24 protein-coding genes, 1 tRNA gene and 1 pseudogene are annotated in these 20,690 nt (G+C 74.7%); 17 read left to right on the plus strand and 9 right to left on the minus strand.

The window, feature by feature from the left end; genetic code table 11:
* The first annotated feature begins 6 nt into the window (after positions 1–6).
* The 6 genes from EMA09_RS29085 to EMA09_RS20640 are packed head-to-tail and all read left to right on the plus strand — an operon-like array spanning position 7 to position 6,672.
* Positions 7–1,068, plus strand: a complete 1,062-nt coding sequence (locus EMA09_RS29085) for a hypothetical protein (protein ID WP_240796486.1) — start codon at positions 7–9, stop codon at positions 1,066–1,068.
* On the plus strand, positions 1,065–2,180 hold the full coding sequence (locus EMA09_RS20620) for a CbiQ family ECF transporter T component (protein ID WP_129842474.1): 1,116 nt from the start codon (positions 1,065–1,067) through the stop codon (positions 2,178–2,180). Before EMA09_RS29085 ends, EMA09_RS20620 begins: the two co-directional genes overlap by 4 nt.
* Entirely contained in the window at positions 2,177–3,793 is a 1,617-nt protein-coding gene (locus EMA09_RS20625) for an ABC transporter ATP-binding protein (protein WP_129842475.1), read from the plus strand. The genes EMA09_RS20620 and EMA09_RS20625 overlap by 4 nt, the downstream gene beginning before the upstream one ends.
* The gene (locus tag EMA09_RS20630; RefSeq protein ID WP_129842476.1) at positions 3,790–4,689 is read left to right on the plus strand and encodes an ECF transporter S component; all 900 of its coding nucleotides are present in this window, start codon (positions 3,790–3,792) and stop codon (positions 4,687–4,689) included. The genes EMA09_RS20625 and EMA09_RS20630 overlap by 4 nt, the downstream gene beginning before the upstream one ends.
* Positions 4,686–6,152: a prenyltransferase/squalene oxidase repeat-containing protein gene (locus EMA09_RS20635; protein WP_129842477.1), complete on the plus strand. Its 1,467-nt coding sequence runs from the start codon at positions 4,686–4,688 to the stop codon at positions 6,150–6,152. Before EMA09_RS20630 ends, EMA09_RS20635 begins: the two co-directional genes overlap by 4 nt.
* A gap of 34 nt (positions 6,153–6,186) precedes the next feature.
* Positions 6,187–6,672 carry a DUF4430 domain-containing protein gene (locus tag EMA09_RS20640; protein ID WP_129842478.1) on the plus strand — a complete coding sequence of 162 codons (486 nt, stop codon included), beginning with the start codon at positions 6,187–6,189 and terminating at the stop codon, positions 6,670–6,672.
* Positions 6,673–6,894: 222 nt separating this feature from the next.
* On the opposite strand, the gene EMA09_RS20645 is transcribed toward EMA09_RS20640, so the two are convergent.
* Positions 6,895–7,749, minus strand: coding sequence for an SDR family NAD(P)-dependent oxidoreductase (locus EMA09_RS20645; protein ID WP_129842479.1), 855 nt, complete (start codon positions 7,747–7,749; stop codon positions 6,895–6,897).
* A gap of 115 nt (positions 7,750–7,864) precedes the next feature.
* On the opposite strand from EMA09_RS20645, the gene EMA09_RS20650 reads away from it, so the two are divergent.
* Genes EMA09_RS20650 through EMA09_RS20665 form a run of 4 tightly spaced genes read left to right on the plus strand, consistent with a single transcriptional unit; the run spans position 7,865 to position 10,065 of the window.
* Positions 7,865–8,491: a TetR/AcrR family transcriptional regulator gene (locus tag EMA09_RS20650; protein WP_168220772.1), complete on the plus strand. Its 627-nt coding sequence runs from the start codon at positions 7,865–7,867 to the stop codon at positions 8,489–8,491.
* A gap of 43 nt (positions 8,492–8,534) precedes the next feature.
* On the plus strand, positions 8,535–8,951 hold the full coding sequence (locus EMA09_RS20655; protein WP_206305976.1) for an AraC family transcriptional regulator: 417 nt from the start codon (positions 8,535–8,537) through the stop codon (positions 8,949–8,951).
* A 34-nt stretch (positions 8,952–8,985) separates the two neighbouring features.
* A complete protein-coding gene (locus tag EMA09_RS20660; RefSeq protein ID WP_129842481.1) occupies positions 8,986–9,396 on the plus strand; it encodes a VOC family protein in 411 nt (136 codons plus the stop codon).
* Positions 9,397–9,423: 27 nt separating this feature from the next.
* Entirely contained in the window at positions 9,424–10,065 is a 642-nt protein-coding gene (locus EMA09_RS20665) for a secretory pathway Sec39 family protein (RefSeq protein ID WP_240796487.1), read from the plus strand.
* Positions 10,066–10,090: 25 nt separating this feature from the next.
* Here the strand turns inward: EMA09_RS20665 and EMA09_RS20670 are convergent, their stop codons facing one another.
* Together EMA09_RS20670 and EMA09_RS20675 are read right to left on the minus strand one after the other, a co-directional pair.
* Positions 10,091–10,981 carry a hypothetical protein gene (locus EMA09_RS20670; RefSeq protein ID WP_129842482.1) on the minus strand — a complete coding sequence of 297 codons (891 nt, stop codon included), beginning with the start codon at positions 10,979–10,981 and terminating at the stop codon, positions 10,091–10,093.
* A complete protein-coding gene (locus tag EMA09_RS20675) occupies positions 10,978–11,529 on the minus strand; it encodes a SigE family RNA polymerase sigma factor (RefSeq protein ID WP_129842483.1) in 552 nt (183 codons plus the stop codon). The genes EMA09_RS20670 and EMA09_RS20675 overlap by 4 nt, the downstream gene beginning before the upstream one ends.
* 207 nt (positions 11,530–11,736) lie before the next feature.
* Between EMA09_RS20675 and EMA09_RS20680 the strand changes: the two genes are divergently transcribed.
* A complete protein-coding gene (locus EMA09_RS20680; protein WP_240796488.1) occupies positions 11,737–12,951 on the plus strand; it encodes a peptidoglycan bridge formation glycyltransferase FemA/FemB family protein in 1,215 nt (404 codons plus the stop codon).
* 11 nt (positions 12,952–12,962) lie between these two features.
* A pseudogene (locus tag EMA09_RS20685) lies at positions 12,963–13,124 on the plus strand (sigma factor-like helix-turn-helix DNA-binding protein); the annotation flags it as partial.
* A 165-nt stretch (positions 13,125–13,289) separates the two neighbouring features.
* On the opposite strand, the gene EMA09_RS20690 reads toward EMA09_RS20685, so the two are convergent.
* Both EMA09_RS20690 and EMA09_RS20695 read right to left on the minus strand, forming a co-directional pair.
* The gene (locus tag EMA09_RS20690; protein WP_129842484.1) at positions 13,290–13,613 is read right to left on the minus strand and encodes a transcriptional regulator; all 324 of its coding nucleotides are present in this window, start codon (positions 13,611–13,613) and stop codon (positions 13,290–13,292) included.
* Entirely contained in the window at positions 13,613–14,041 is a 429-nt protein-coding gene (locus EMA09_RS20695) for a hypothetical protein (RefSeq protein WP_129842485.1), read from the minus strand. The genes EMA09_RS20690 and EMA09_RS20695 overlap by 1 nt, the downstream gene beginning before the upstream one ends.
* A 175-nt stretch (positions 14,042–14,216) precedes the next feature.
* Here EMA09_RS20695 and EMA09_RS20700 point away from each other — a divergent pair, with 175 nt between their 5' ends.
* The gene (locus tag EMA09_RS20700) at positions 14,217–14,801 is read left to right on the plus strand and encodes a signal peptidase II (protein WP_129842486.1); all 585 of its coding nucleotides are present in this window, start codon (positions 14,217–14,219) and stop codon (positions 14,799–14,801) included.
* A gap of 48 nt (positions 14,802–14,849) precedes the next feature.
* Here the strand turns inward: EMA09_RS20700 and EMA09_RS20705 are convergent, their stop codons facing one another.
* The 3 genes from EMA09_RS20705 to EMA09_RS20715 all read right to left on the minus strand — a co-directional run bounded on the left by EMA09_RS20705 (position 14,850) and on the right by EMA09_RS20715 (position 16,952).
* Positions 14,850–15,401 carry a terpene synthase family protein gene (locus EMA09_RS20705; RefSeq protein WP_129842487.1) on the minus strand — a complete coding sequence of 184 codons (552 nt, stop codon included), beginning with the start codon at positions 15,399–15,401 and terminating at the stop codon, positions 14,850–14,852.
* 50 nt (positions 15,402–15,451) lie between these two features.
* Positions 15,452–15,844, minus strand: a complete 393-nt coding sequence (locus tag EMA09_RS20710) for a VOC family protein (protein WP_129844167.1) — start codon at positions 15,842–15,844, stop codon at positions 15,452–15,454.
* A 193-nt stretch (positions 15,845–16,037) separates the two neighbouring features.
* Positions 16,038–16,952, minus strand: a complete 915-nt coding sequence (locus tag EMA09_RS20715; RefSeq protein WP_129842488.1) for an alpha/beta hydrolase — start codon at positions 16,950–16,952, stop codon at positions 16,038–16,040.
* Positions 16,953–17,060: 108 nt separating this feature from the next.
* Here EMA09_RS20715 and EMA09_RS20720 point away from each other — a divergent pair, with 108 nt between their 5' ends.
* A complete protein-coding gene (locus EMA09_RS20720; RefSeq protein ID WP_129842489.1) occupies positions 17,061–17,474 on the plus strand; it encodes a MarR family transcriptional regulator in 414 nt (137 codons plus the stop codon).
* Positions 17,475–17,799: 325 nt separating this feature from the next.
* Here the strand turns inward: EMA09_RS20720 and EMA09_RS20725 are convergent.
* A tRNA-Arg gene (locus EMA09_RS20725) sits at positions 17,800–17,871 on the minus strand.
* Between the two features lie 156 nt (positions 17,872–18,027).
* On the opposite strand from EMA09_RS20725, the gene EMA09_RS20730 reads away from it, so the two are divergent.
* The 3 genes from EMA09_RS20730 to lysA are packed head-to-tail and all read left to right on the plus strand — an operon-like array spanning position 18,028 to position 20,592.
* Positions 18,028–18,426 carry a response regulator gene (locus EMA09_RS20730; RefSeq protein ID WP_129842490.1) on the plus strand — a complete coding sequence of 133 codons (399 nt, stop codon included), beginning with the start codon at positions 18,028–18,030 and terminating at the stop codon, positions 18,424–18,426.
* Positions 18,423–19,181, plus strand: coding sequence for a DALR anticodon-binding domain-containing protein (locus EMA09_RS20735; protein WP_129842491.1), 759 nt, complete (start codon positions 18,423–18,425; stop codon positions 19,179–19,181). Before EMA09_RS20730 ends, EMA09_RS20735 begins: the two co-directional genes overlap by 4 nt.
* A 19-nt stretch (positions 19,182–19,200) precedes the next feature.
* On the plus strand, positions 19,201–20,592 hold the full coding sequence (gene lysA / locus EMA09_RS20740) for a diaminopimelate decarboxylase (protein ID WP_129842492.1): 1,392 nt from the start codon (positions 19,201–19,203) through the stop codon (positions 20,590–20,592).
* Positions 20,593–20,690 lie beyond the last annotated feature (98 nt).

A 20,690-nucleotide genomic window follows, 5' to 3' on the forward strand; every position in this document is an offset into this window, starting at 1 on the left:
CCCGCGATGCCGCTCCGCGCCGAAGCCGCCCGCGCCGTCGGGATACGGGCCGCCGCCCTCACCGTCCTCCTCGTCCTGCTGCAGGCCCTGCTGCCGCCGACCGCCGCACGGGCCGCGCAGCCCACGGCGGCCGGCACCCCCGGGTTCTGCCCCGGTGCCGCCGGCGTGACGGTCGTCGTCGACTTCCGCGAGCTGGGCGGCGGGCAGGTCGTGCGCTGCGCGCCGGACGCGCCCGCCGACGGCCTCGCCGCGCTGCGGGCCGCCGGGTTCGAGATCACCGGGACGAGCCGGTGGGGCGACTCGTTCGTCTGCCGCATCAACGGCCGCCCCGGCGTGGACGCCGAACCCTGCACGGACACCCCGCCGGCCTCGGCGTACTGGTCGTACTGGCACGCGGAGAACGGCGGGTCCTGGACGTACAGCCAGCGCGGCGCCTCGTACCGCACCCCGGCGGAGGGCACGTTCGAGGGCTGGTCGTTCTCGCTGGACCGGGAGATGGACGACGCGCCGCCGCCCGGTGTCGCCCCGGTCCGTCCCGTGCCGGACGACGGCGGGGACGGTGGTGGCGGGGACGACGGGGACGACGGCGGGACCGCGCCGGGCGGCAGCGGCGGCTCGTCCTCCGGCTCGTCCGGCTCGGATTCCGGCGCCGGCCCGGACCCGGGCTCCACCGCGGGCACCGACCCCTCCGACGGCGACGGCGGGAACACCCCGCCCGCCGGGCAGCCGTCGGCCCCCGGCGCCGACCCGTCCCCCGACGACGCGCCCACCCCGGACGACGACGCCACCGCCACACCGGACGACGGGCCGACCGGGCCGGACGACGACGCCACGACCCCCGCCCCCGCGGACGGGACCACGGCCCCCGCCCCCTCCGAGGCCCCGGCCTGGAGCGGCGAGGACGAGGAGTTCGAACAGGAACGCGCCGAACGGGACGGGTCGTCGCGAGGCCCCTCCCCGGCCACCGTCGCCGTGCTGGCCCTGGTCGCCGCGCTCGCGGCCGGCGGTGCCCTCGCCGCCAGGCGCCGGCGCCGCACCGCCGAGGCACGGACGGACGACGCCGCATGACACCGCGACTCCTGCCGCGCGCGCTGCACCCCGGCGCCTGGTGGCTGTGGGCACTCGGCCTCGCGGCCGCGGCGAGCCGCACGACCAACCCCGTCCTCCTCGCCCTGCTCCTCGCCGCCGCCGGCTGCGTCGTGGCGCGGCGGCGCACGGACGCGCCCTGGGCGCTCTCGTTCCGCATGTACGTCGTCCTCGGCGGGGTGATCGTGGCGGCCCGCGTCCTGTTCCGCGTCGTCTTCGGCGGCGGCAGCGGGGAGACGATCCTGCTCACCCTGCCCGAGATCCCCTTGCCCGACTCCACCGGCCTGCGCCTGCTCGGCCCGGTCGCGGCCGAGGAGGTGCTCGGCGGCGCGTACGACGGCCTGCGGCTGGCCGCCATGGTGATCTGCGTCGGCGCGGCGAACACCCTCGCCGACCCCAAACGCATGCTCAAGGCCATGCCCGGCGCCCTGTACGAGGTCGGCACCTCCGTGGTGGTCGCGCTGACCGTCGCCCCGCAGCTCGTCGAGAGCGTGGGCCGGGTACGCCGGGCGCGGCGGCTGCGCGGCGCCCGCGAGAAGGGCCGCCGGGCGCTGCGCGGCATCGTCGTCCCCGTCCTCGAGGACGCCCTGAACCGCGCGCTTGCCCTGGCCGCCGCCATGGCGTCGCGCGGGTACGGCCGCACCGGCGGCACCCCGGCCCGTACGCGGCTGCTGGTCGGCGTCCTCGTGCTCGGCGGGCTCCTCGGCATCGCGGCCGGCCTGTACGGGCTGCTCGACGCCTCGTCCCCCGCGTACCTCGGGACGCCGATGCTGCTGGCCGGCACCGCCGTCGCCGTGACCGGGTTCGCGCTCGGCGGGCGGCGGGTGCGCCGCAGCGGCTACCGCCCGGACCGCTGGCGCGCCGCCGAACTCCTCACCGCCGCCTCGGGCCTCGGCGCGGCGGCGCTCGCCCTGTGGGCCGACCGCGTCGATCCGGCCGTCCTCAACCCGCCGCTCGCGCCGCCGGTGTGGCCCGACGTGTCGGCCCTCGCGGTCGCCGCCGTGCTGACGGGCCTGCTGCCCGCCGTCCTGACGCCACCCCCGCCCCCGCCCGTCCCCGCGCCGTCCGCCGTCCCCGAGGAGGCCACCGCGTGATCACTTTCGAGGACGTCGGCTTCACCTACCACGGCGCTTCCCGCCCGGCCCTGGCCGGCGTGGACCTGACCGTGTCCGAGGGCGAACTGTGCCTGGTCGCCGGACGGACCGGCGCGGGCAAGTCCACGCTGCTCGGCGCCGTCAACGGCCTGGTGCCCCGGTTCACCGGCGGCACCCTCGCCGGGCGCGTCACGGTCGCGGGGCAGGGCACCGAGGACCATCCGCCGCAGGAGTTCGCCCACCTCGTCGGCACCGTCGGCCAGGACCCGCTCGCCGGCTTCGTCACCGACACCGTCGAGGAGGAACTCGCCTACGGCATGGAGCAGCTCGCGATCCCGCCGGACGTCATGCGCAAGCGGGTCGAGGAGACCCTCGACCTCCTCGACCTCGCCGCGCTCCGCCACCGCCCGCTGCGCGCCCTCTCCGGCGGCCAGCAGCAGCGGGTCGCCATCGGATCGGTCCTCACCGCCCACCCCGCCGTCCTCGTCCTGGACGAGCCGACCTCCGCGCTCGACCCGACCGCCGCCGAGGAGGTCCTCGCGGCCGTGCTGCGGCTCGTCCACGACCTCGGCACCACCGTCCTGATCGCCGAGCACCGCATGGAACGCGTCCTCCAGTACGCCGACCGCCTGCTGCACCTGCCCGGCGACGGCACCGTCAGGGACGGCACGCCCGCCGACCTCATGACCGACTGCGACGTCGCGCCGCCCGTCGTCCACCTCGGCCGCGCCGCCGGCTGGCGGCCCCTGCCGCTGTCCGTGCGCGACGCGCGCCGCCGGGCACCCGAACTCCGCGACCGCCTCGCCGGCCTCGTGCCACCGCGGCCCGCCACCGCGTACGGCGGGGGCGCGACCGTCCTCGACGCCAGGAGGGTGACCGTCACCCACGGCGCGACCGTCGCCGTCCGCGCCCTCGACCTGACCCTGCGCGCCGGCGAGGTCACCGCCCTCATGGGACGCAACGGCGCGGGCAAGTCCTCCCTGCTGTGGGCGCTCCAGGGTTCGGGTCCGCGCCGCTCCGGCAGCGTCGCGGTGGACGGCACCGACCCCGCACGCCGCCCGCCGCACGAGGCCCGCGCCCTCGTCGGGCTCGTCCCCCAGTCCGCCGCCGACCTGCTCTACCTCCACACCGTCGCCGACGAGTGCGCCCAGGCCGACACCGAGTCGGCCGCCGCACCCGGCACCTGCCGTGCCCTGCTGGACGGCATCGCCCCCGGCGTACCGGACGACCGGCACCCGAGGGACCTGTCCGAGGGGCAGCGCCTCGCCCTCGTCCTCGCCGTCCAGCTCACCGCCGCGCCGAAGGCCGTCCTGCTGGACGAGCCGACGCGGGGCCTCGACTACCACGCCAAACGCGCCTTCGGCCGGATCGTCCGCGACCTCGCCGACGGCGGCGCCACCGTCCTCGTCGCCACGCACGACGTGGAGTTCGCCGCCGCGACCGCCGACCGCGTCACCGTGCTCGCCGACGGGGCCGTCGTCGCCGACGGGCCGACCGCGCACATCCTGTGCTCGTCGCCCTCCTTCGCCCCCCAGGTCGCCAAGGTGCTGCGGCCCCAGCCCTGGCTGACGCCCGAACAGGTGGCCGACGCCCTGGCGGGGGCCGCCGGATGAGCGGCACCCGGCCCCGCCGCGCGGCACGCGTCACGGCGCTGCGGGTCGGCCCCCGCGCGAGCGCCGTCCTGTGCGTCGCGAGCGCCATCGGCCTCGCCATGTTCTGCTGGCCGCTCCTGAGCCCGCCGCAGCCCCAGGCCATGGCCCACGCCGGTCACGCGCCGCTGCTCTTCGTCGTGCTGCTGCCGGTCGTCATCGCCCTGGTGCTCGCCGAGCTGTCCGAGGGCGGCATCGACCCGAGGACGCTCGCCCTGCTCGGCGTCCTGGCCGCCGTCAACGCCGCGCTCCGCCCGCTCGGCGCGGGCACCGCCGGCATCGAGACGGTGTTCTTCCTGCTCATCCTGGCCGGACGGGTCCTCGGCCCCGGGTTCGGCTTCGCGCTGGGCGCCGTCTCCCTGTTCGCCTCCGCCCTGCTGACGGCCGGCGTCGGCCCGTGGCTGCCGTTCCAGATGATGGCCGCCGGCTGGGTCGGGCTCGGCGCCGGGCTGCTGCCGCGCCGCCCCACGGGCCGCGCCGAGATCGCGCTCCTCGCCGCCTACGGCGCCGTGTCCGCGTACGCCTTCGGCCTCGTCATGAACCTGTGGTTCTGGCCCTACGCGACGGGCACCGGCACCGACCTGTCCATCGACCCCGAGGCGCCCTGGACCACCAACCTCCGCACCTTCCTCCTCTACACCCTGGTGACCTCCACCATCGGCTGGGACACCGGCCGGGCGGTGACCAACGTCCTCACCGTCTGCGCCCTCGGCCCCGCCGTCCTCACCACCCTGCGCCGCGCCGCGCGGCGCGCCGCCTTCGACACCCCCGTGACGTTCGCCGGCCGCGCACCCGCCGCCGGCGACACCGCCACCGGCGTCCCACCGGGCGCCGACGACAAGGAAGCACCCATCCGATGACCAGACCCCAGCGGCCCCGCGCCGCCACCCTGCTGACCGCCGCCCTCCTCGCCTCGGCCGCGCTCGCGGGCTCGGGCACCGCCGCCCGCGCCGACGCGCCGCCGGACCTCGCCGACCCCGCCGCCGCGGCCGCGACCTGGACCGTCGCCCAGCTCACCGACGGCAGCAACGCGTCGGGCGACCACGGCCTGACCGCCGACATCGTCCTCGGCCTCGCCTCCACCGGCACCGCGGGCGACGCCCAGCGGGCCGCGACCGACTGGCTCGCGGAGAACGCCGCCGACTACGTCACCCGGGGCGCGCCCGACAGCGGGACCGTCTTCGCCGGCGGCACGGCGAAGCTCGCCCTCGTCGCCGCGGCCGAGCACCGGGACCCGTCGGACTTCGGCGGCCTCGACCTCACCGCCCTGCTGCTCGCCGGTCTCCAGGACACCGGCCGGATCAGCGACGCCGGGTCGGCCGGCGACATGTCGAACCAGTTCTCCCAGTCCCTCGCCGTCCTGGCCCTGGAACGGACCGGCGACCTCCCCGACTTGGCCGTGGACTTCCTCGCCTCGACCCAGTGTGCCGACGGCGGCTTCCCTCTGTCGCTGCGCCGCAACCCCGACCGCTGCACCTCCGACACCGACAGCACCGGGCTCGCCGTCCAGGCCCTGATCGCCGCCGGGCACAGTGACGGCACCGACGCCGCCCTCGACTGGCTGGAGGACGGGCAGGGCGAGGACGGCGGCTTCGGCTACAACGCCACCGCCGTCCCCAACAGCAACTCGACGGCCCTCGCCGTGCAGGCCCTCGTGGCCGGCGGCCGGGACGAGGCCGCCGACCTGGGCGTCACCTGGCTGCGCGCGATGCAGGTCGGCTGCGCCGGGGCCGCCGGGGACCGGGGCGCCGTCGGCTACCTGGACCCGGTCGCGGACGGCATGGCGCTGCGCTCCACCGCCCAGGTCGTCCCGGCCCTCGCGGGCGTCCCGCTCGGCGACATCGACGCGCCGGCCACGACCACGCCGGGCGTGTCCGGGATCGACTGCACGCCGGACGAGGGGCAGACGGACGGCGGCGCGTCCGGCGACCCGGGCACCGACGACCCGCAGGACCCGGACGAGCCGGGCGACCCGCAGGACCCGGACGACGGCACCTCCGGCGGCACCGACCCGGGTGACACCGACCCGGACGACACCGACCCGGACGACACCGGTACGGGCGGCACGACCACCGGCGGCACCGACTCCGGCGGGACGGACACCGGCGGCACGACCACGGACGGCACGACCACCGGCGGGACGGATTCCGGCGGCACGACGACGGGCGGCACGGACACGGGCGGCACCGGCGGTGTCGTCCCGGACGGCAGCCTCGCGTCCACCGGCAGCTCCCCCCTGCCCCTCGTCGGCCTGGCCGCGGCCCTGCTGGCGGCGGGAGCGGCCGCCACCCTCGTCGCACGCCGCCGCCGCGCCACGCACTGACCCGTCCTCCCCACCACGACGAAGGAGTCCGTCCATGCACCTGCCCCTGACCCGCCGCACCGGAACCGCCCTGACCGCCGTCGTGACCGCCGCGCTGGCGTTCACCGGTGCCACGGCCGGCCCGGCGGCCGCCGCCGACCCGGTCACCGTCACCCTCACCGTCACCGCATCCGACGGCGTGGTGTTCGACGGCGAGGTGACCACGACCGGCCACACCGTCACCCCGGCGACCGGCGCGGCGCACCTGTGCGACGGCACCAACGCCGGCGCCAACCCGACCGCCGGCGCCACCCCGACCGCGGCCCTGGACGACGCGGCCGACGGAGCCGGCTTCGACTGGGACGGCGTCTGGTACGCGTCGTTCGACGACTACCTGGTGACGAGCATCGACGGCCGGCCGCAGGACGCCGACCACTTCTACCTGCTCACCGTCAACGGCGCGGAGGCGACGGTCGGCGGCTGCCAGCTCCTCCTGGACGAGGGCGACGAAGTCGCCTTCACCTGGACCGAAATAGGCTGACCCGCCCGCCCCGGGCCGCGGGCACCCCCACGGCCCGGGACGACGGCCGGTCGGGCGCCGCCGGGCCAGGGGCACCCCGCCCCGGCGGCACGCCGACGGCTGCCGCCGCACTCCCGCGCCCACGACTCCGGGTCCTCCCCGGCCGGCCTGCGCGGGGCCGATCCGCCCCGGGAGCGCGTCCCACCGGTCGAGCAGCTCCGGTGTGCCGAGCGTCGGACAGGCTCAGCGTGTGCCCGCCGCCGTCGTCCCGTCGAGCAGTTCCCGCGTGAGCGTGTGCAGCCGCAGGGCCGATCGCCGGTCGAACGCCCGCGAGGTGACGGACAGCCGGCGCCGGCCGCGCCATGCGGTGAACGGCTCGTCCGGCGGGTCGTCCAGCAGCCGTGCCATCGGGACGACGGCCTTCTCCACGGATGTCGCGACCACCGCGAAGGCCGCCTTGGTCAGGGCGCGCAGCGGCTGCGGCAGGTGGTCCGGCATGCCGGTCGCCACCATGCCCGGGTTGTAGCCGATGTAACGGACCGGCGAGCCGGGGTACAGGAGCGGGAACGCCGCGCCGAGCAGGTCGTTGGCGCGGAACGACTGGAGCGTGGCCCGCGTGCCGCCGTAGCGGCGGGTGAGCTGCGGGTCGTCCCAGTGGACGCGGCCCAGCGGGACGCCGGGGGTGCCGACGTTCATCACGACCGGCCGGGGCGCCGCCTCCAGGACCGGCCGCAGCCCGTGGCCCAGGACGTAGCGGCTCAGGTAGGCGAGCGCGAAGCTGTGCTCGAAGCCCTCGGGGGTGACGCTGCGGCGGCCGGTGAGCCGGTAGCGCTGGGCGCACAGGACGAGCCGGTCCACGACGGGGCAGGCCCGCGTGACGGTGGCGACGAGGTCGCCGGCCGCGGCGACCGAGGTGAGGTCGGCCCGCAGGAAGACGGCACGGTCCCCTGCTCCCGCGGTGCCGGCCTCCGCGAGGAACGCCTCGCCCTTGGCCGGTGTGCTGCCGACGGCGAACACGCGTGCCCCCCGGCGCAGATGGTGCAGCGCGAGCCCCCTGCCGAGCCCGTCCGTTCCGCCGGTGATGACGACGGTCTCCACGCCGTTCCCCTTCCGCCCGCCGCGATACGGATATCCGATATCCGCTTCCGGTCCGGGACCGTACCACGAAACGGATAGGCTGTATCCGGACGGTGCGCGGACGGAAGGGCGGCGGATGGGCGAGCACACGCGGCACGGGGACGACGCCCCGCCGGGGGAGCGTCCGCCACGCCGCGACGCCGAACGGAACCGGCGCCGCGTCCTCGCGGCCGGCCGGGAGGTCTTCGCCGAGCGCGGCCTCGCCGCCACGCTGAACGACGTCGCGCACCACGCGGGGGTGGGCGTCGGCACGGTCTACCGGAAGTTCCCGGACAAACAGGCCCTCGCCGAGGCCGTCTTCACCGAGGAACTGGACGAGATCGCCGCCGCCGCCCGCGCCGCCCTCGCCGCCGGCGACGCCTTCACCGCGCTCGCCGGCTTCCTCACCCACGCCCTCGAACGCGCCGCCCGGAACCGCGGCCTGCGGGAACTGATGCGCCACGGCACCCTCGACGGCACCCGCCCGGCCCGCGCGCGGGAGGAGATCGCGGCGCACTGCCGGACCCTGCTCGCCCGCTCCCGCGCCCAGGGCACCCTGCGTGAGGGCGTCACCGAAAACGACATGGCGCCGATCGCCGCCATGATCGACGCCGTGATGGCGCTGCCGGGCGACGCGCCCTCCGGCACGTGGCGCCGTTACCTGACGATCGTCCTCGACGGCCTGCGCGCCCGCCCGGGCCAGCCGCCGCTGCCCGCCCCCTGAACACCCGGGCCGCCCGCGCGCCGTTCCGTGGTGGGATGGTGCCGTGAGCCGCGCCGTGGAGGAGACGAACCGCCGCATGCTGCGCGCGCGGGACGCGATGGACCGCGCCTACGCGCAGCCGCTGGACATCCCCGCCCTCGCCCGCATCGCCCACGTGTCACAGGCGCACTTCATCCGCGTCTTCCGCGCGACGTTCGGCGAGACACCGCACCGCTACCTGCAGCGCCGCCGCATCGAGCGGGCCATGTTCCTGCTGCGGACGACCGGCCGCAGCGTCACCGACATCTGCTTCGAGGTCGGCTTCGGCAGCACCGGCACGTTCAGCCGGACGTTCCGCGACATCGTCGGCCGCTCGCCCAGGGCCTACCGCAAGGAGACGGCGACCATCGCCGTCCCGACGTGCTTCGCGATGGCGTGGACACGGCCGGGCACCGGCCCCGCATCGAGCAGTTCCGGATAAGTTTTCCCGCCCGGCGCCGACTAGCGTCATACCCATGTTCAACGCCATCACGCAGTCGCAGATATACGTCCTCGACCAGGACGAGGCCCTCGATTTCTACGTCGGCAAGCTCGGTCTGGAGACCGCCGCCGACATCGACATGGGCTTCATGCGCTGGCTCACCGTCAGCGTCCCCGGCCACCCGGAACGCCAGATCCTGCTGGAGCGGCCGGGCGCGCCCGCCATGTCCGAGGAGACCGCCGAGCAGGTCCGCGACCTGGTGACGAAGGGCGCGATGGGCGGCTGGCTCATCCTCACCACCGACGACTGCCGCGGCACGTACGAGACGCTGCGGGAGCGCGGCGTCGAGTTCACGGAGGAGCCGACGGAACGCCCCTACGGCATCGACTGCGGCCTGCGCGACCCGTTCGGCAACCGCATCCGCTTCACCCAGCCCAAGGGCTGAACCGGCCGTCCGCCGTAGCCTGCACGCGTGGGACTCGACATCACCGTGCTCATGGCCGACTGGCGGCACCTGGCGCGCATACCGCCCGGCGCACGCATGGCGGCACTGGACGACGCCGCGTACCCGCCGTTCTGCTGCGCGGCGTGCGAGGAGGAACAGTGCCGCCCGGACGGCGGCTGGGTGTGGCCGCGGGGGCAGGAACCGCCGTGGTGCGCCGAATACCGGTTCGTGCACACCACGGGCTCGTACGGGTGGCACTTCCGTCTGGGCAACGCATGGGAGGACGTCAGGGACCGGGTGGCCCCCGACCTGCGCGACGCGCTCGACACGTTCCTGTGCGGCCTGTTCTGGGACGGCCCGTACACCGGCCCCGGCACGGAGACGGACGACGGGCCGCCGGCCGCGGCCGGCTTCCCCGGCGACCCCGAGCCGTGGCGGCCCGACCTGCTGCTCCTGTGCCCGCCCGACGGCATGCCCGCGCTCGCCGGCGCGTGGCGGCGGGCCGAACCCCGCCTGGAGGAACTGAGAACCCCCTTCGACACCGTGTCCGCCGGATGGGCGGGCCGCCCGGACTCGTTCGACGCGGCCACCGCCCTCCTGCGCGAGTGGGGCGCCATCGTGACGGCCGCCGCCCACCGCGGCTGGGGCCTGATCGGCCTGCCCTACTGACCGGCGGACGGCCCGCCCGGAGACCTCAACCGCCCCCGCCGGCGGCGGCGTTCTCCCGCAGGGCGGCGCAGGATGCCCGGGTGGTGCCGTCGGCGGTGGCGGTGAGCCCGGCCGCCAGGCATGCGGCCACCGCGTCCGGCTGCGCGTCGCCCCACGGGTCGGCCGCCGCGCCCCCGTTCTCGCGGAACACCCGCAGCACGGCCAGCCGTTCCCCGTCCCACACGACGTACACCCGGCCGCGGGCGCCGCTGTCCAGCACCACGTCCGCGACGCGTCCCCGCGCCCCCGGACCGCCCACGTCCGCACCGCCGTCCTTCCCGGCGCCCCGGTCGGGCCACACACCGACGACGCACCGGTCCGCGTCGAGGATCGCCGCCGCCGTCGACGCGGCCTCCTTCGCGCCGGCGAAGTCCAGCTCCTCGTAGCTGGCGACCGCCCCCTCGTCGCCCGCGTAGTACCGCACCCGGCCGCCCGTCCCCGCCGTCTCCGTGATCCGGGGCGACCAGCCGCACGCCGCCTGCCACTCCGTGAGCCCCGGGAACACCGCGTTCGTCCCCGCCACCTCGTGCCAGGACAGCTCGTCGTCCCACGGCAGCAGGCCGGGCTCCGGGCCGATCGCCGCCCCCTCACCCGTGCCGGACGCGCCGGGCGGGGAAGCGGCCATCACGGGAGCCCCGCCCTCCTGCCGCAGTGCCCCCTGCCACAGGCCGGCGGCGATGACGGCGACAGCCGCGGCGGACGCCGCCACCCGGCGGGCGCGCCGGCGTTCCCCCCGCCGCACGGCGGCCGCCGCCCCCGGCAGCGTCACGACGGCGTCCAGCTCGTGCGCGAACGAGCGCAGCCGCCGTCCTACGGCCGCGTCCCGCGGGTCGTCGGGCGGGTCGTCGGCCATCGGTTCCGTCGAGCGGTCGGTCATGACGCACGGATGCCTTCCTCGGAGGGGAGCGGGGGCACGGACACGCCCCGCCGGGGCCGCGGATCGTCGGCCAGCACGCGCCGCAGCTCCCGGCGCGCCCGGCTGAGCCGCGCCCGGACCGCGACCTCGGACGCCCCGGCCTGCCGGGCCACCTCGGCCACCGGCAGGTCGAGCAGGTGGTGGAGCACGACGGCCGTGCGCTGATCGTCCGGCAGCCGCCGCAGCGCGCCGACGAGCGCGACATGGTCGGGCGACAGCGCGGGCACGTCCGGCGGCGGACCGTGCCGCAGCTGCGCCCGCAGCCGGTTGCGGGCCTTGCGCCACGTGCTGACGGCCAGGCGCAGCGCGACCGTCCGCACCCATGGCGCCGGGTCGCCCTCGGCGCACAGCCGCCGCCAGCGCTGCCAGGCGCGCGCGTACGCCTCCTGGACGGCGTCCTCGGCGTCGGTGAGGTCACCGGTCAGCGCGTAGACGGCGGTCACGAGACGACGGGCGGTGGCGGCGTAGAACTCCTCGAAGTCCGGCCGCCCGCCGGGCCGTTCCGTCATCGTGCCGCACGCCGGCCCGCGCCGCCGTCCGCCATGTCACGCGGCTGTCCCAGGAGTCCCACGAGCACCGGATTCTGCCCGCGCGGGGCACGCGCCGTCAGCAACGGGCGGTGTCGGGAATCTCTCTGTCACCACCCAGGGCCGCCGCGCGTGGTGGGTGCGAACGGGTCCGTCCGGGCCGGTTCGGGAACGTCGAAGGGATGTCGGGTGCCGATCACCATGTCACCGGCGGCCACCGGTCTTTCGCTGCGCGCGCTGTCGCCCGCCGAGCACGGCCACCACCTGCGGGGGCGGCGCGCGGCCACCGACGCGGGGCTCGGCGGGGTCAGCTTCCTCCAGTCCCCGGCGTGGGCGCTCGTGAAGGAGGGCTGGCGCGCGGAGGGCGTGGGCTGGTTCGGCGCCGACGGACGTCCCGCCGGTGCCGCGCTCGTCCTGTTCCGCCGGCTGCCGGGGGTCCGCCGGTCGTTCGCGTACCTGCCGGAGGGGCCGGTCCTCGACTGGTCGGCGCCCGACCTGGCGGAACGCTGGCTCGCGCCCCTGTGCGCCTGGCTGGGCGAGCGGGGCGCGTTCACCGTGCGCATCGGGCCGCCGCTGCCGTACCGCCGCTGGTCCGCCGGGACCCTCAAGCAGGCGGTGGGGCACGGGCGCCGCGTCCGGGACGTGCTGCCCGACCGCGTGGAGCCGCTGGGCGCCGCGGTGGCCGACCGGCTCGGGGAGGCGGGCTGGCGGCGCTGCCAGGACGACGCGCAGCCGCGATTCGTCCTCGAAGTGCCGCTGGCCGGACGGTCGCTGGACGACCTGTGGACCGGGCTGAACCAGGAGTGGCGCCGCAACGTGAAGCGGGCCGGCCGCGCCGGCGTCCGCACCGACGTCGCGGACGCCGGGGCACTGCCCGACTTCCACCGCCTGCTCGGCGTCACGGAACGCCGCGACGGGTTCCGTCTCGGACGTTCCCTCGCGTACTACGAGCGCCAGTACGCGGCGCTGAACGCGGACGGACCGGGGACGATGCGGCTCTACACCGCGCGGCACGGCGGCGAGATCCTCGCGGCGCACACACTGATCCGGTCGCCGGACGGCGCCCGCGCCTGGTACCAGACGGGCGCCTCGGCCGACCACCGCAGGGAGGTGCGGCCGAGCAACGCGCTCCAGTGGCGCATGCTGTGCGACGCCCACGGGGAGGGCGCGTCCGCGTACGACATGCGCGGTGTCCCGACGACGCTGGACCCGGGGGACAGGGAGTTCGGACTGCTGCGCTGGAAACTCGGCACGGGCGGCGAGGTGGTGGAGACACTGGGCGAGTGGGAACTGCCGCTGCACGGAACGGTGAACCGCACCCTGCACCGGGCCGTGCAGGGCTACCTGGCCCGCCCGCGCGGAGCGGCGACGGCACAGCACCCGCCCCGGGAACGCGAACGATGAGTCCCGCCCCCGCCCGCGGCAGCGTACGGCTGGCCCTCGTCGTCGCGCTCCAGCGGCTCCCGCCCCGGCAGCGGGCCGTCCTCATCCTGCGGGACGTGCTCGCCTGGCGTGCCGCCGAGGTCGCCGACCTCCTCGACACCAGCACCACGGCCGTCAACAGCGCGCTGCAACGGGTGGTTCGAGGGGGTCGATGACCGCTTCGATCCACTCCGGCACGGGTGAGTCGGCCGTGGTGGTCGGGTTCGTCCTCGCGGCCGGGCGCATCCGGCTGCGATCGCCTCACCCCCGCTGCACAGCCGATCCCGGAGACGGTCGATTCTGCGGCCGGCCCGCGACGCTCAGGTTGGCGGGTCCGCGCTGTCCGGCTCGGGTGCCCGGGCCGCGGCGGCGATGCGTTCGAGGGCCAGGGCGTGCCTGCGGAACGCCTCGCGCCCCTCGGGGGTGAGGCGGACCAGGGTGCGCTGCGCGCGGAGGGCTTTCTGCTTGCGGACCTGGACGTAGCCCTTGGCGGCGAGGGCGGACAACTGTTTGGAGAGTGCGGAGTCGCTGGCACCGACCGAGTCCCGGACGAACGTGAAGTCGGCCCAGCCGACGGGCGCCAGCAGCGCGACGATCGCCAGCCGTGCCGGTGCGTGCAGGAACTCGTCGAACGAGGCGTCCATCAGGGTCGCCCTCGGCGACCTGCGAGGGTCAGGCAGACGGCCCCGGCCGCGCAGAGCAGGGCCGCCGCGGCCGTGTGCGGGGCGGGGACACCGCCTGCCCGCACCGCGGCCGCCAGTCCTTTGAAGACGGCCACGAGAGCGGTGCCGACCGCCGCACCGAGCGCTGCCTCGCGGGTGGTGATGGATCGGCGCACGGGCGAACGATGCAGGTATGCCACCAGCATGACCGCGAGGAGGACCGCCTCGGGGAGGATCATCGCCCCTCCCCACGGGTTCGGCAGGTCGAAGGAGGCGAAGGCCAGGAAGACAGACAGAGTCAACAGCAGCACGGCGGTGCGGGAGTGCCCGAACCGGAGGTACGCGTCACGGGACTGCTCACCGCGGCGACGGATGTCAGCCAGTGCGTTCTGTGCATCGACGGGATTCACGGGGACGTCTCTCTTTCCGGCGCGTGGTCGTTGGGGGTCTGCTTCTCGTCATGACCGGGAGAGACGAGCACGGAGCACTCCTGGCACTTTCCTCTGAGGAAAATACTGGGTACTTTCCTCAGAGGAAAGTGCTGCCCGCGGCGCGACCGGGGGCAAGGGGAACCGGAGAGGGAACGTGACGGCAAGCGACGTGACAAGCGGTCCTGCGTCCGCTCCACCCAGGCGGCTGTGGGTGCTGTGGGTGGTTGCCGCCACTGCGTATGCCCTTGACCTGGCGAGCAAGGTGGCGGTGGTCGCGGGGCTCGAGGGGCGTACGCCCGTGCCGCTGATCGGAAGCCGGCTGGTGTTGCGGGTGCAGCGGAACCCCGGCGCGGCTTTCGGCCTCGGCCATGCGATGACCATCGTCTTCACACTGATCGCCGCGGCCGTCGCTGTCGCCGTGGTCCGGGTGTCGCGCAGACTGGCCAGTACGCCGTGGGCGTTCTCCCTGGGGCTACTGCTGGGTGGAGCGCTCGGAAACCTGACGGATCGTCTCTTTCGTTCCCCCGGCGGCATGGAGGGGGCGGTGGTCGACTTCATCGCGGTCCGCGGCTTCAGCGTGATGAACCTCGCCGACTGGGCGATCACCTGCGGATGCGCCCTCGCGCTTCTGCTGTCCTTCCGCGGGACGCCGTCGAGCGGCGTCGCCGACTCTCCCGGCGATGCGGACGGCGGCGGTCCGTCCCGGCGACAAGAGGCCGATGCCGCTCGGAACAACTGATCGGGGCGCCACGCCACGGCGCCCCGAGGTCAACCCTCGGGGCGCTCTCTATGTCTGTCTGTGCGAAGAAGGAAAGGAATGTCCGATCCCGCGAATAGCCCACGGGACGTGTCCCGAGGCTGCTTCTCGCGGCACTCGGCTGCACCTGGCCGACGCTGAAGGGCCGGTCCATCGGTGCTGGTCGGGAGCGCTTTTCAGCGTCCGATCCGGAGTGCCCCCGGGCAGCGCGTGGAGCTGTTCGGGGACCGAGTCGGCAGCCGCGTCGAACTGGGCCATCAGACCGTCGGCGACCCCGGCGACGGCGTCCGCCGCCTCCTGGAGGGAACATCCCCGGTGTTCCCGGACGATGAGCACCGCGTTGTGCAGGTAGTCGACGGCCGCTTCCTCCGGAGCGGAGTGGATGTCGTTGTAGAGGCCGATCCACTCCGAGGCGCGGGCGCGGGCCTGCGCCATCGCGGGCAGGTTCCGCACCGAGGCCGGCAACTCGATGTCGTGCACGTACTCCGCGAGGTGGTGGAAGATCAACTCGTTGACACCGTCGCGCCGGTGGGCCAGGTACTCGCCGAAGTCCATCACCCCGCACGTGCTGGACTTCCTCACCGGCGACATGCCCCTGCCCGGCGTCGTGAAGTGGCCGGTCGGAGATCCGGTCAGGCGGGGCGGGCTTGCGCGTTCCCGCCCGGGATCGGCTGAGTGAGGTTCACCGGGTTGCCGTCGGGGTCCTGTATGTGGGCGACGCGCTGCCCCCAGGGCATGTCGTTGGGGGCTCCGCTGACCGTGCCGCCCAGTGCCTCCACCCGTGCGAGCGTCGCGTCGACGTCGTCGACAGCGATGCTGAGCAGGATCCGCGGCTGCGCCCGGGTCCCCGGATTCTTCTTCTTGGCCACCAGCCCGAGGTCGGTGTCGCCGATGCGCAGGCCGAGGTAGAAGGCGGGGCCTTCCTCCGGTATCCGGAAGGTCTTCTCAGCGCCGAACAATTCCGTGTAGAAGCCGATCAGGACGTCGAGGTCGGCGGACAGGATCACTGGCTGGATGGTGGACATGGCACTCCAGTCGAGAACGGTCGGGTCGCTGGGCAGACCGTTCGAGGACGGCGAACTCATCGGTGCACCACACCCCGCCGGACGATCAGCACCCCGGGCCCCCGCTCACCGGCCGTTTCCTGAGTGAGCACCGGCACAGTATCGACCTGGTCCGCTACCGATTGTTCGGCGGCACCCACATCGGCCTGGAGCCTTACAGGTTGCTCGCATAGAAGCTGGTGAGTCGTTCGACGGCAGCGTCGACGTATTCGGGTTCGTCGTACATCTCGTAGTGGCCGGCGCCGTCGATCACCATGAGGTCGAAGGGGTCAGGGGCCAGCTTCCACAGCTGCATGCCGGTGTCGTAGGAGCCGGTGTTGCCGATGCGTCCGGCGAGGATGACCTGGAGTGGCTGGGTCATGAGCCGATCGGCCAGGTGGAACGCGTCGTAGCCCAGCAGAAGGGAGTCGCTGCGCAAGAGGCGCCGGTTCGTGGAGTGTTCGTTGCCGCCGCGCTCGGTGCGGTAGTAGGTGACGGCCTGAGTGGTGTCGATGTCGGTCAGGCCCGCTGTCGTGGCGTCCTCCAGGGTGTCGGGCAGCCAGTTCACGCGGGTCGTCTCGCCGGAGCTGGCCTCTTCGGTCCGTGCGTCCGCGAGGGCGTCGAGTGCTGCGGCCGGACCGCCGGGGGAGAAGCTGCGGAACGCGGCGCCGATGTTGACGGGGACGACCGTGCCGACCGCCTTGATGCGGTGGTCCGTGCGAGCGGTGTGCACGGCGTAGCCGCCACCGGCGCAGATGCCGAGGACGCCGATGCGCTGCGGGTCGATGCCGGGGGTCGTGGTGAGCACGTCGATGGCGTAGGAGATGTCCTCACCTCGGCGGTAGGGGTCTTCGAGGTCGCGGGGCTCGCCCTCGCTCCGACCCTGGTGGGCGGGGTCGAGGACGAGCGCCGCGATGCCGCGGGCGGCGAGACGGGAGGCGTAATGGGCGCCGATCTGCTCCTTCACGCTGCTGCCCGGGGTGGAGAGCACCACGGCGCGCAGCGGTGCGCCGCTGTCGGCGTCGTCGGGCAGGTGGAGGTCCGCGGCGAGGTTGATGGGGCCGCGCGGGATCGTGAGGTGCTCGAGCATGCCTGGCTTCCTTCGTGAGATGGTTGTTCCATAGGAGTCCAGTACAAGGCATCGTATTGTACGACCTGAAACTAATACGAAACTGTACCGCATGGGTGGAGGGGTCGCATGTCAGTCGACGGGGCGCGGCTGTGGACGCTGAACCAGCGGCTGCTGGGCGTTGTGATGGACGCCTGCACGGGGGAGCTGACCGAGCTCGGTCTGGAGACGAAGGAGTTCTTCGTCCTGGCCGAGGTGGAGGCATCGCCGTACCCGGCCGGGATCGCGACGGCACTGCTGCTCCCCAAAGCGAGCGTGACCGTCTACGTCCGCAACCTCGTCGCCAAGGGGTTCATCCGGCGCGAGATCGACGACGCGGACCTGCGGCGTCACCGGCTCGTACTGACTGCTGAGGGCACAGAGGCGCGGGATCGTGCACTTGCGGCGCTCGCGGCGGAGTACGACCGCAGGCTGGCGCGGATCACTCCGCAGGACCGCACCGAACTGCAGCGCATTCTCCAGGAGATGCTCTCGCCCGCATGAGTCCATGGTCACGAGCGGTTCGCCTGCCCGGTGGACCCCTCCGGTCAGAGCAATGGAGCAACTGCTCGCCGAGCACATCGATGTGACGGCTCGGTACGCCTGCGCAAGCCCTGAGCAGCGTGATCAAGGTCATGCCACGGCGCCCCGAGATCAACCCTCGGGGCGCTGCTTATGTGCGAAGAATGAAGAGAATGTCCGATCCCGCGAATAGCCCACGGGACGTGTCCCAAGACTGCTTTTCGCGGCACTCGGCTGCACATGACCGACGCTGAAGGGTCGGTCCATCGGTGCTGGTCGGGAGCGCTTTTCAGCGCCCGATCCGGAGTGCCCCCGGCAGGATTCGAACCTGCGCACACGGCTCCGGAGGCCGTTGCTCTATCCCCTGAGCTACGGGGGCCTCGTCGTTCCTTGCGGTGCGACGGGAAGAACCCTACCAGCTTCCCGTGGTGCCTCCGCACCGTGATTCCGTACGCGGGTGCGGGGCGCGGCACTGACGGGTGGGAGTTGGCGGAACGCCCGGACGGCGGGGGAGTGGCGCGCTTACGCTGGCTGTGTGCCATGCGCTCCGGGGCGGGTCCTTGTCGTGGACGACAGTCAGGTGATCCGGCAGTTGATCAGGATCAACCTCGAACTCGACGGGTTCGAGGTCATGACCGCCGCCGACGGCGCCGCCTGTCTCGAGGCCGTGCACGACTTCCGGCCCGATGTCATCACCCTCGACCTCGCCATGCCCCGGCTCGACGGGTCGCGGACCGTGGACCGGCTGCGGCTCGACCCCCGCACCGTGTGGATCCCGCTCGTCGTCGTCAGCGCCAGCGCCGGCGGGGCGCTCGCGGTGCCCGTCGGGGTCGACGCGGTCGTGGCCAAGCCGTTCGAGCCGAGCGACCTCGTGGGCCTCGTGCGGACGCTGTGCGCGGAGGGCCGTCCGGCCTCTCGTACGCTTGCTCCATGACCCCCGCCCAGCTCTCCGCCGTCCTCCTGCGCACCGCGCGGGACGGGTACGGCGTCGACGCCGGGCAGGAGTGGGTCGCCCTGCGGCGCGCGCCGCACGGGCGCGGCGGCTGGGCCACGCCCCTCGCGCTGCGGCTCGCGCGCGAGGCCGGGAGGCCGGCCGCCGCCGTCGCCCGTGACCTGCGGGAACGGCTGCTGCACGTGCCCGGTGTGCGGGCCGTCGAGATCAGCGGCGGCGGATTCCTGAACGTCGAGGTCGACGACGCCGGCGCCGCCCTCGTCGCGGAGATCCTCGCCCGCCCCCGCCCGCCGGTCCTCCTCGAGGACCCCGCCCGCGACGCCGCCCGCTGGGCCGACGCCACCGGTGGCGACCGGGACGATCCCGCCCTCCTCGTCCAGCGCGAGGACAACCCCCTCTTCCGCGTCCGTCACGCCCACGCCCGCGCCGCCGCCATCGGCCGTGCCGCGCGCCTCCTCGGGTTCGCGGCCGAGCCAGGGGCCGCGCCGCCGGGCACCGGGGCGGAGAAGGCGCTCCTCGCGCTGCTGGGCGAACGGCCCCCCGCCCGCCCCGCCACCTGGCTCGACGCGGTGGCGCGCGCCTTCGCCGACACCGGGCACGGGCACGCGGCGCTGCCCCTCGGCGACGAGAAACCCGGGGCCGTCCACCGCGCCCGGCTGGCCCTCGCCCTGGCCACCGGGACGGTGCTCGCCGACGGCCTGCACCGCCTGGGCATCAGCGCGCCCGATCACGTGTGAGATCCGAGAGAGAAGACCCATGAGCCGTTCCGCCCACCCCGCGGGGCCTCGTCACGCCGACGTCCTGCCCGAAGGCCACTACGCGGCGCCGCCCGCCGACCTCAACGGCCTCGACCCCAAGGTGTGGTCCCGCACCGTGGAGCGCGGCGCCGACGGCGAGGTCCGCGTCGGCGGCGTCCCCGTGCGGACGCTGGCCGCCGAGCAGGGCACGCCCGCCTACGTCCTGGACGAGGCGGACTTCCGCGCCCGCTGCCGGGCCTGGCGCGACGCGTTCGGCGACGGCGCCGACGTGTACTACGCGGGCAAGGCGTTCCTGTCGCGGGCCGTCGTCAGGTGGCTGCGCGAGGAGGGCCTGAACCTCGACGTCTGCTCCGGCGGCGAACTCGCCACCGCCCTCTCCGGCGGCATGCCGCCCGCGCGCATCGCGCTGCACGGCAACAACAAGTCGGCCGCCGAGATCGACCGCGCGGTCGGCGCCGGTGTCGGCCACATCGTGCTGGACTCCCTGCAGGAGATCGAGCGGGTGGCCGCGGCCGCCGCGCGCCACGGGGTGCGGCAGCGGGTCCTGATCCGGGTGACGGTGGGCGTCGAGGCGCACACGCACGAGTTCATCGCGACGGCGCACGAGGACCAGAAGTTCGGCCTGGCGCTGGCCGACGGCACCGCGGCGGAGGCCGTCCGCAGGACGCTGGCGCACGAGAGCCTCGACCTGGCCGGGCTGCACTCCCACATCGGTTCGCAGATCTTCGACATGGCGGGCTTCGAGGTGGCGGCGCGCCGCGTCGTGGGGCTGCTGGCCGAGATCCGCGACGAGCACGGCACCGAGCTGCCCGAGGTGGACCTCGGCGGCGGCCTCGGCATCGCGTACACCTCCGACGACGACCCGGCCGAGCCGCAGGAGATCGCGAAGACCCTCGCCGACATCCTGGCCCGCGAGTGCGCGGGCGCCGGGCTCGCCGTGCCGCGGCTCTCGGTGGAGCCGGGCCGCGCCATCGTGGGGCCGACGGCGTTCCTGCTGTACGAGGTCGGCACGGTGAAGCCGCTCTCCGGCCTGCGGACGTACGTCAGCGTCGACGGCGGCATGTCCGACAACATCCGCACCGCCCTGTACGACGCCGAGTACTCCGTGGCGCTGGTGTCGCGCGCCTCCACGGCCGAGCCGATGCTCGTGCGCGTGGTCGGGAAGCACTGCGAGAGCGGCGACATCGTCGTGCGGGACGCGTACCTGCCCTCCGACCTGGCGCCGGGCGACCTGATCGCGGTACCGGCGACCGGCGCGTACTGCCGCTCCATGGCGAGCAACTACAACCACACCCCGCGCCCGCCGGTGGTGGCCGTCGCCGGCGGCGAGTCCCGCGTCATCGTGCGGCGCGAGACGGAGGACGACCTGCTGGCGCTCGACGTCGGCTGACGGTGGCGGGTCTGTCGTCCGCATACTGAACGGAAGAAAGGATTTCCGGTCCCGGAGGCGAGACTGGACACTCCTTGCGATAGCTGAGAGGCGAAGTC

It is taken from the genome of Streptomyces sp. RFCAC02 (genome assembly GCF_004193175.1).
Lineage (GTDB): Bacteria > Actinomycetota > Actinomycetes > Streptomycetales > Streptomycetaceae > Streptomyces.

Coding starts and splice junctions, on each gene's coding strand:
- EMA09_RS20715 (WP_129842488.1), bottom strand. CDS start 16,952: ATGCTCGAGCACCTCACGATCCCGCGCGGCCCCATCAACCTCGCCGCG.
- EMA09_RS20675 (WP_129842483.1), bottom strand. CDS start 11,529: ATGACGGAACGGCCCGGCGGGCGGCCGGACTTCGAGGAGTTCTACGCC.
- EMA09_RS20635 (WP_129842477.1), top strand. CDS start 4,686: ATGACCAGACCCCAGCGGCCCCGCGCCGCCACCCTGCTGACCGCCGCC.
- EMA09_RS20640 (WP_129842478.1), top strand. CDS start 6,187: ATGCACCTGCCCCTGACCCGCCGCACCGGAACCGCCCTGACCGCCGTC.
- EMA09_RS20660 (WP_129842481.1), top strand. CDS start 8,986: ATGTTCAACGCCATCACGCAGTCGCAGATATACGTCCTCGACCAGGAC.
- EMA09_RS20650 (WP_168220772.1), top strand. CDS start 7,865: ATGGGCGAGCACACGCGGCACGGGGACGACGCCCCGCCGGGGGAGCGT.
- EMA09_RS20670 (WP_129842482.1), bottom strand. CDS start 10,981: ATGACCGACCGCTCGACGGAACCGATGGCCGACGACCCGCCCGACGAC.
- EMA09_RS20690 (WP_129842484.1), bottom strand. CDS start 13,613: ATGGACGCCTCGTTCGACGAGTTCCTGCACGCACCGGCACGGCTGGCG.
- lysA (WP_129842492.1), top strand. CDS start 19,201: ATGAGCCGTTCCGCCCACCCCGCGGGGCCTCGTCACGCCGACGTCCTG.
- EMA09_RS20710 (WP_129844167.1), bottom strand. CDS start 15,844: ATGTCCACCATCCAGCCAGTGATCCTGTCCGCCGACCTCGACGTCCTG.
- EMA09_RS20735 (WP_129842491.1), top strand. CDS start 18,423: ATGACCCCCGCCCAGCTCTCCGCCGTCCTCCTGCGCACCGCGCGGGAC.
- EMA09_RS20620 (WP_129842474.1), top strand. CDS start 1,065: ATGACACCGCGACTCCTGCCGCGCGCGCTGCACCCCGGCGCCTGGTGG.
- EMA09_RS20720 (WP_129842489.1), top strand. CDS start 17,061: ATGTCAGTCGACGGGGCGCGGCTGTGGACGCTGAACCAGCGGCTGCTG.
- EMA09_RS29085 (WP_240796486.1), top strand. CDS start 7: ATGCCGCTCCGCGCCGAAGCCGCCCGCGCCGTCGGGATACGGGCCGCC.
- EMA09_RS20630 (WP_129842476.1), top strand. CDS start 3,790: ATGAGCGGCACCCGGCCCCGCCGCGCGGCACGCGTCACGGCGCTGCGG.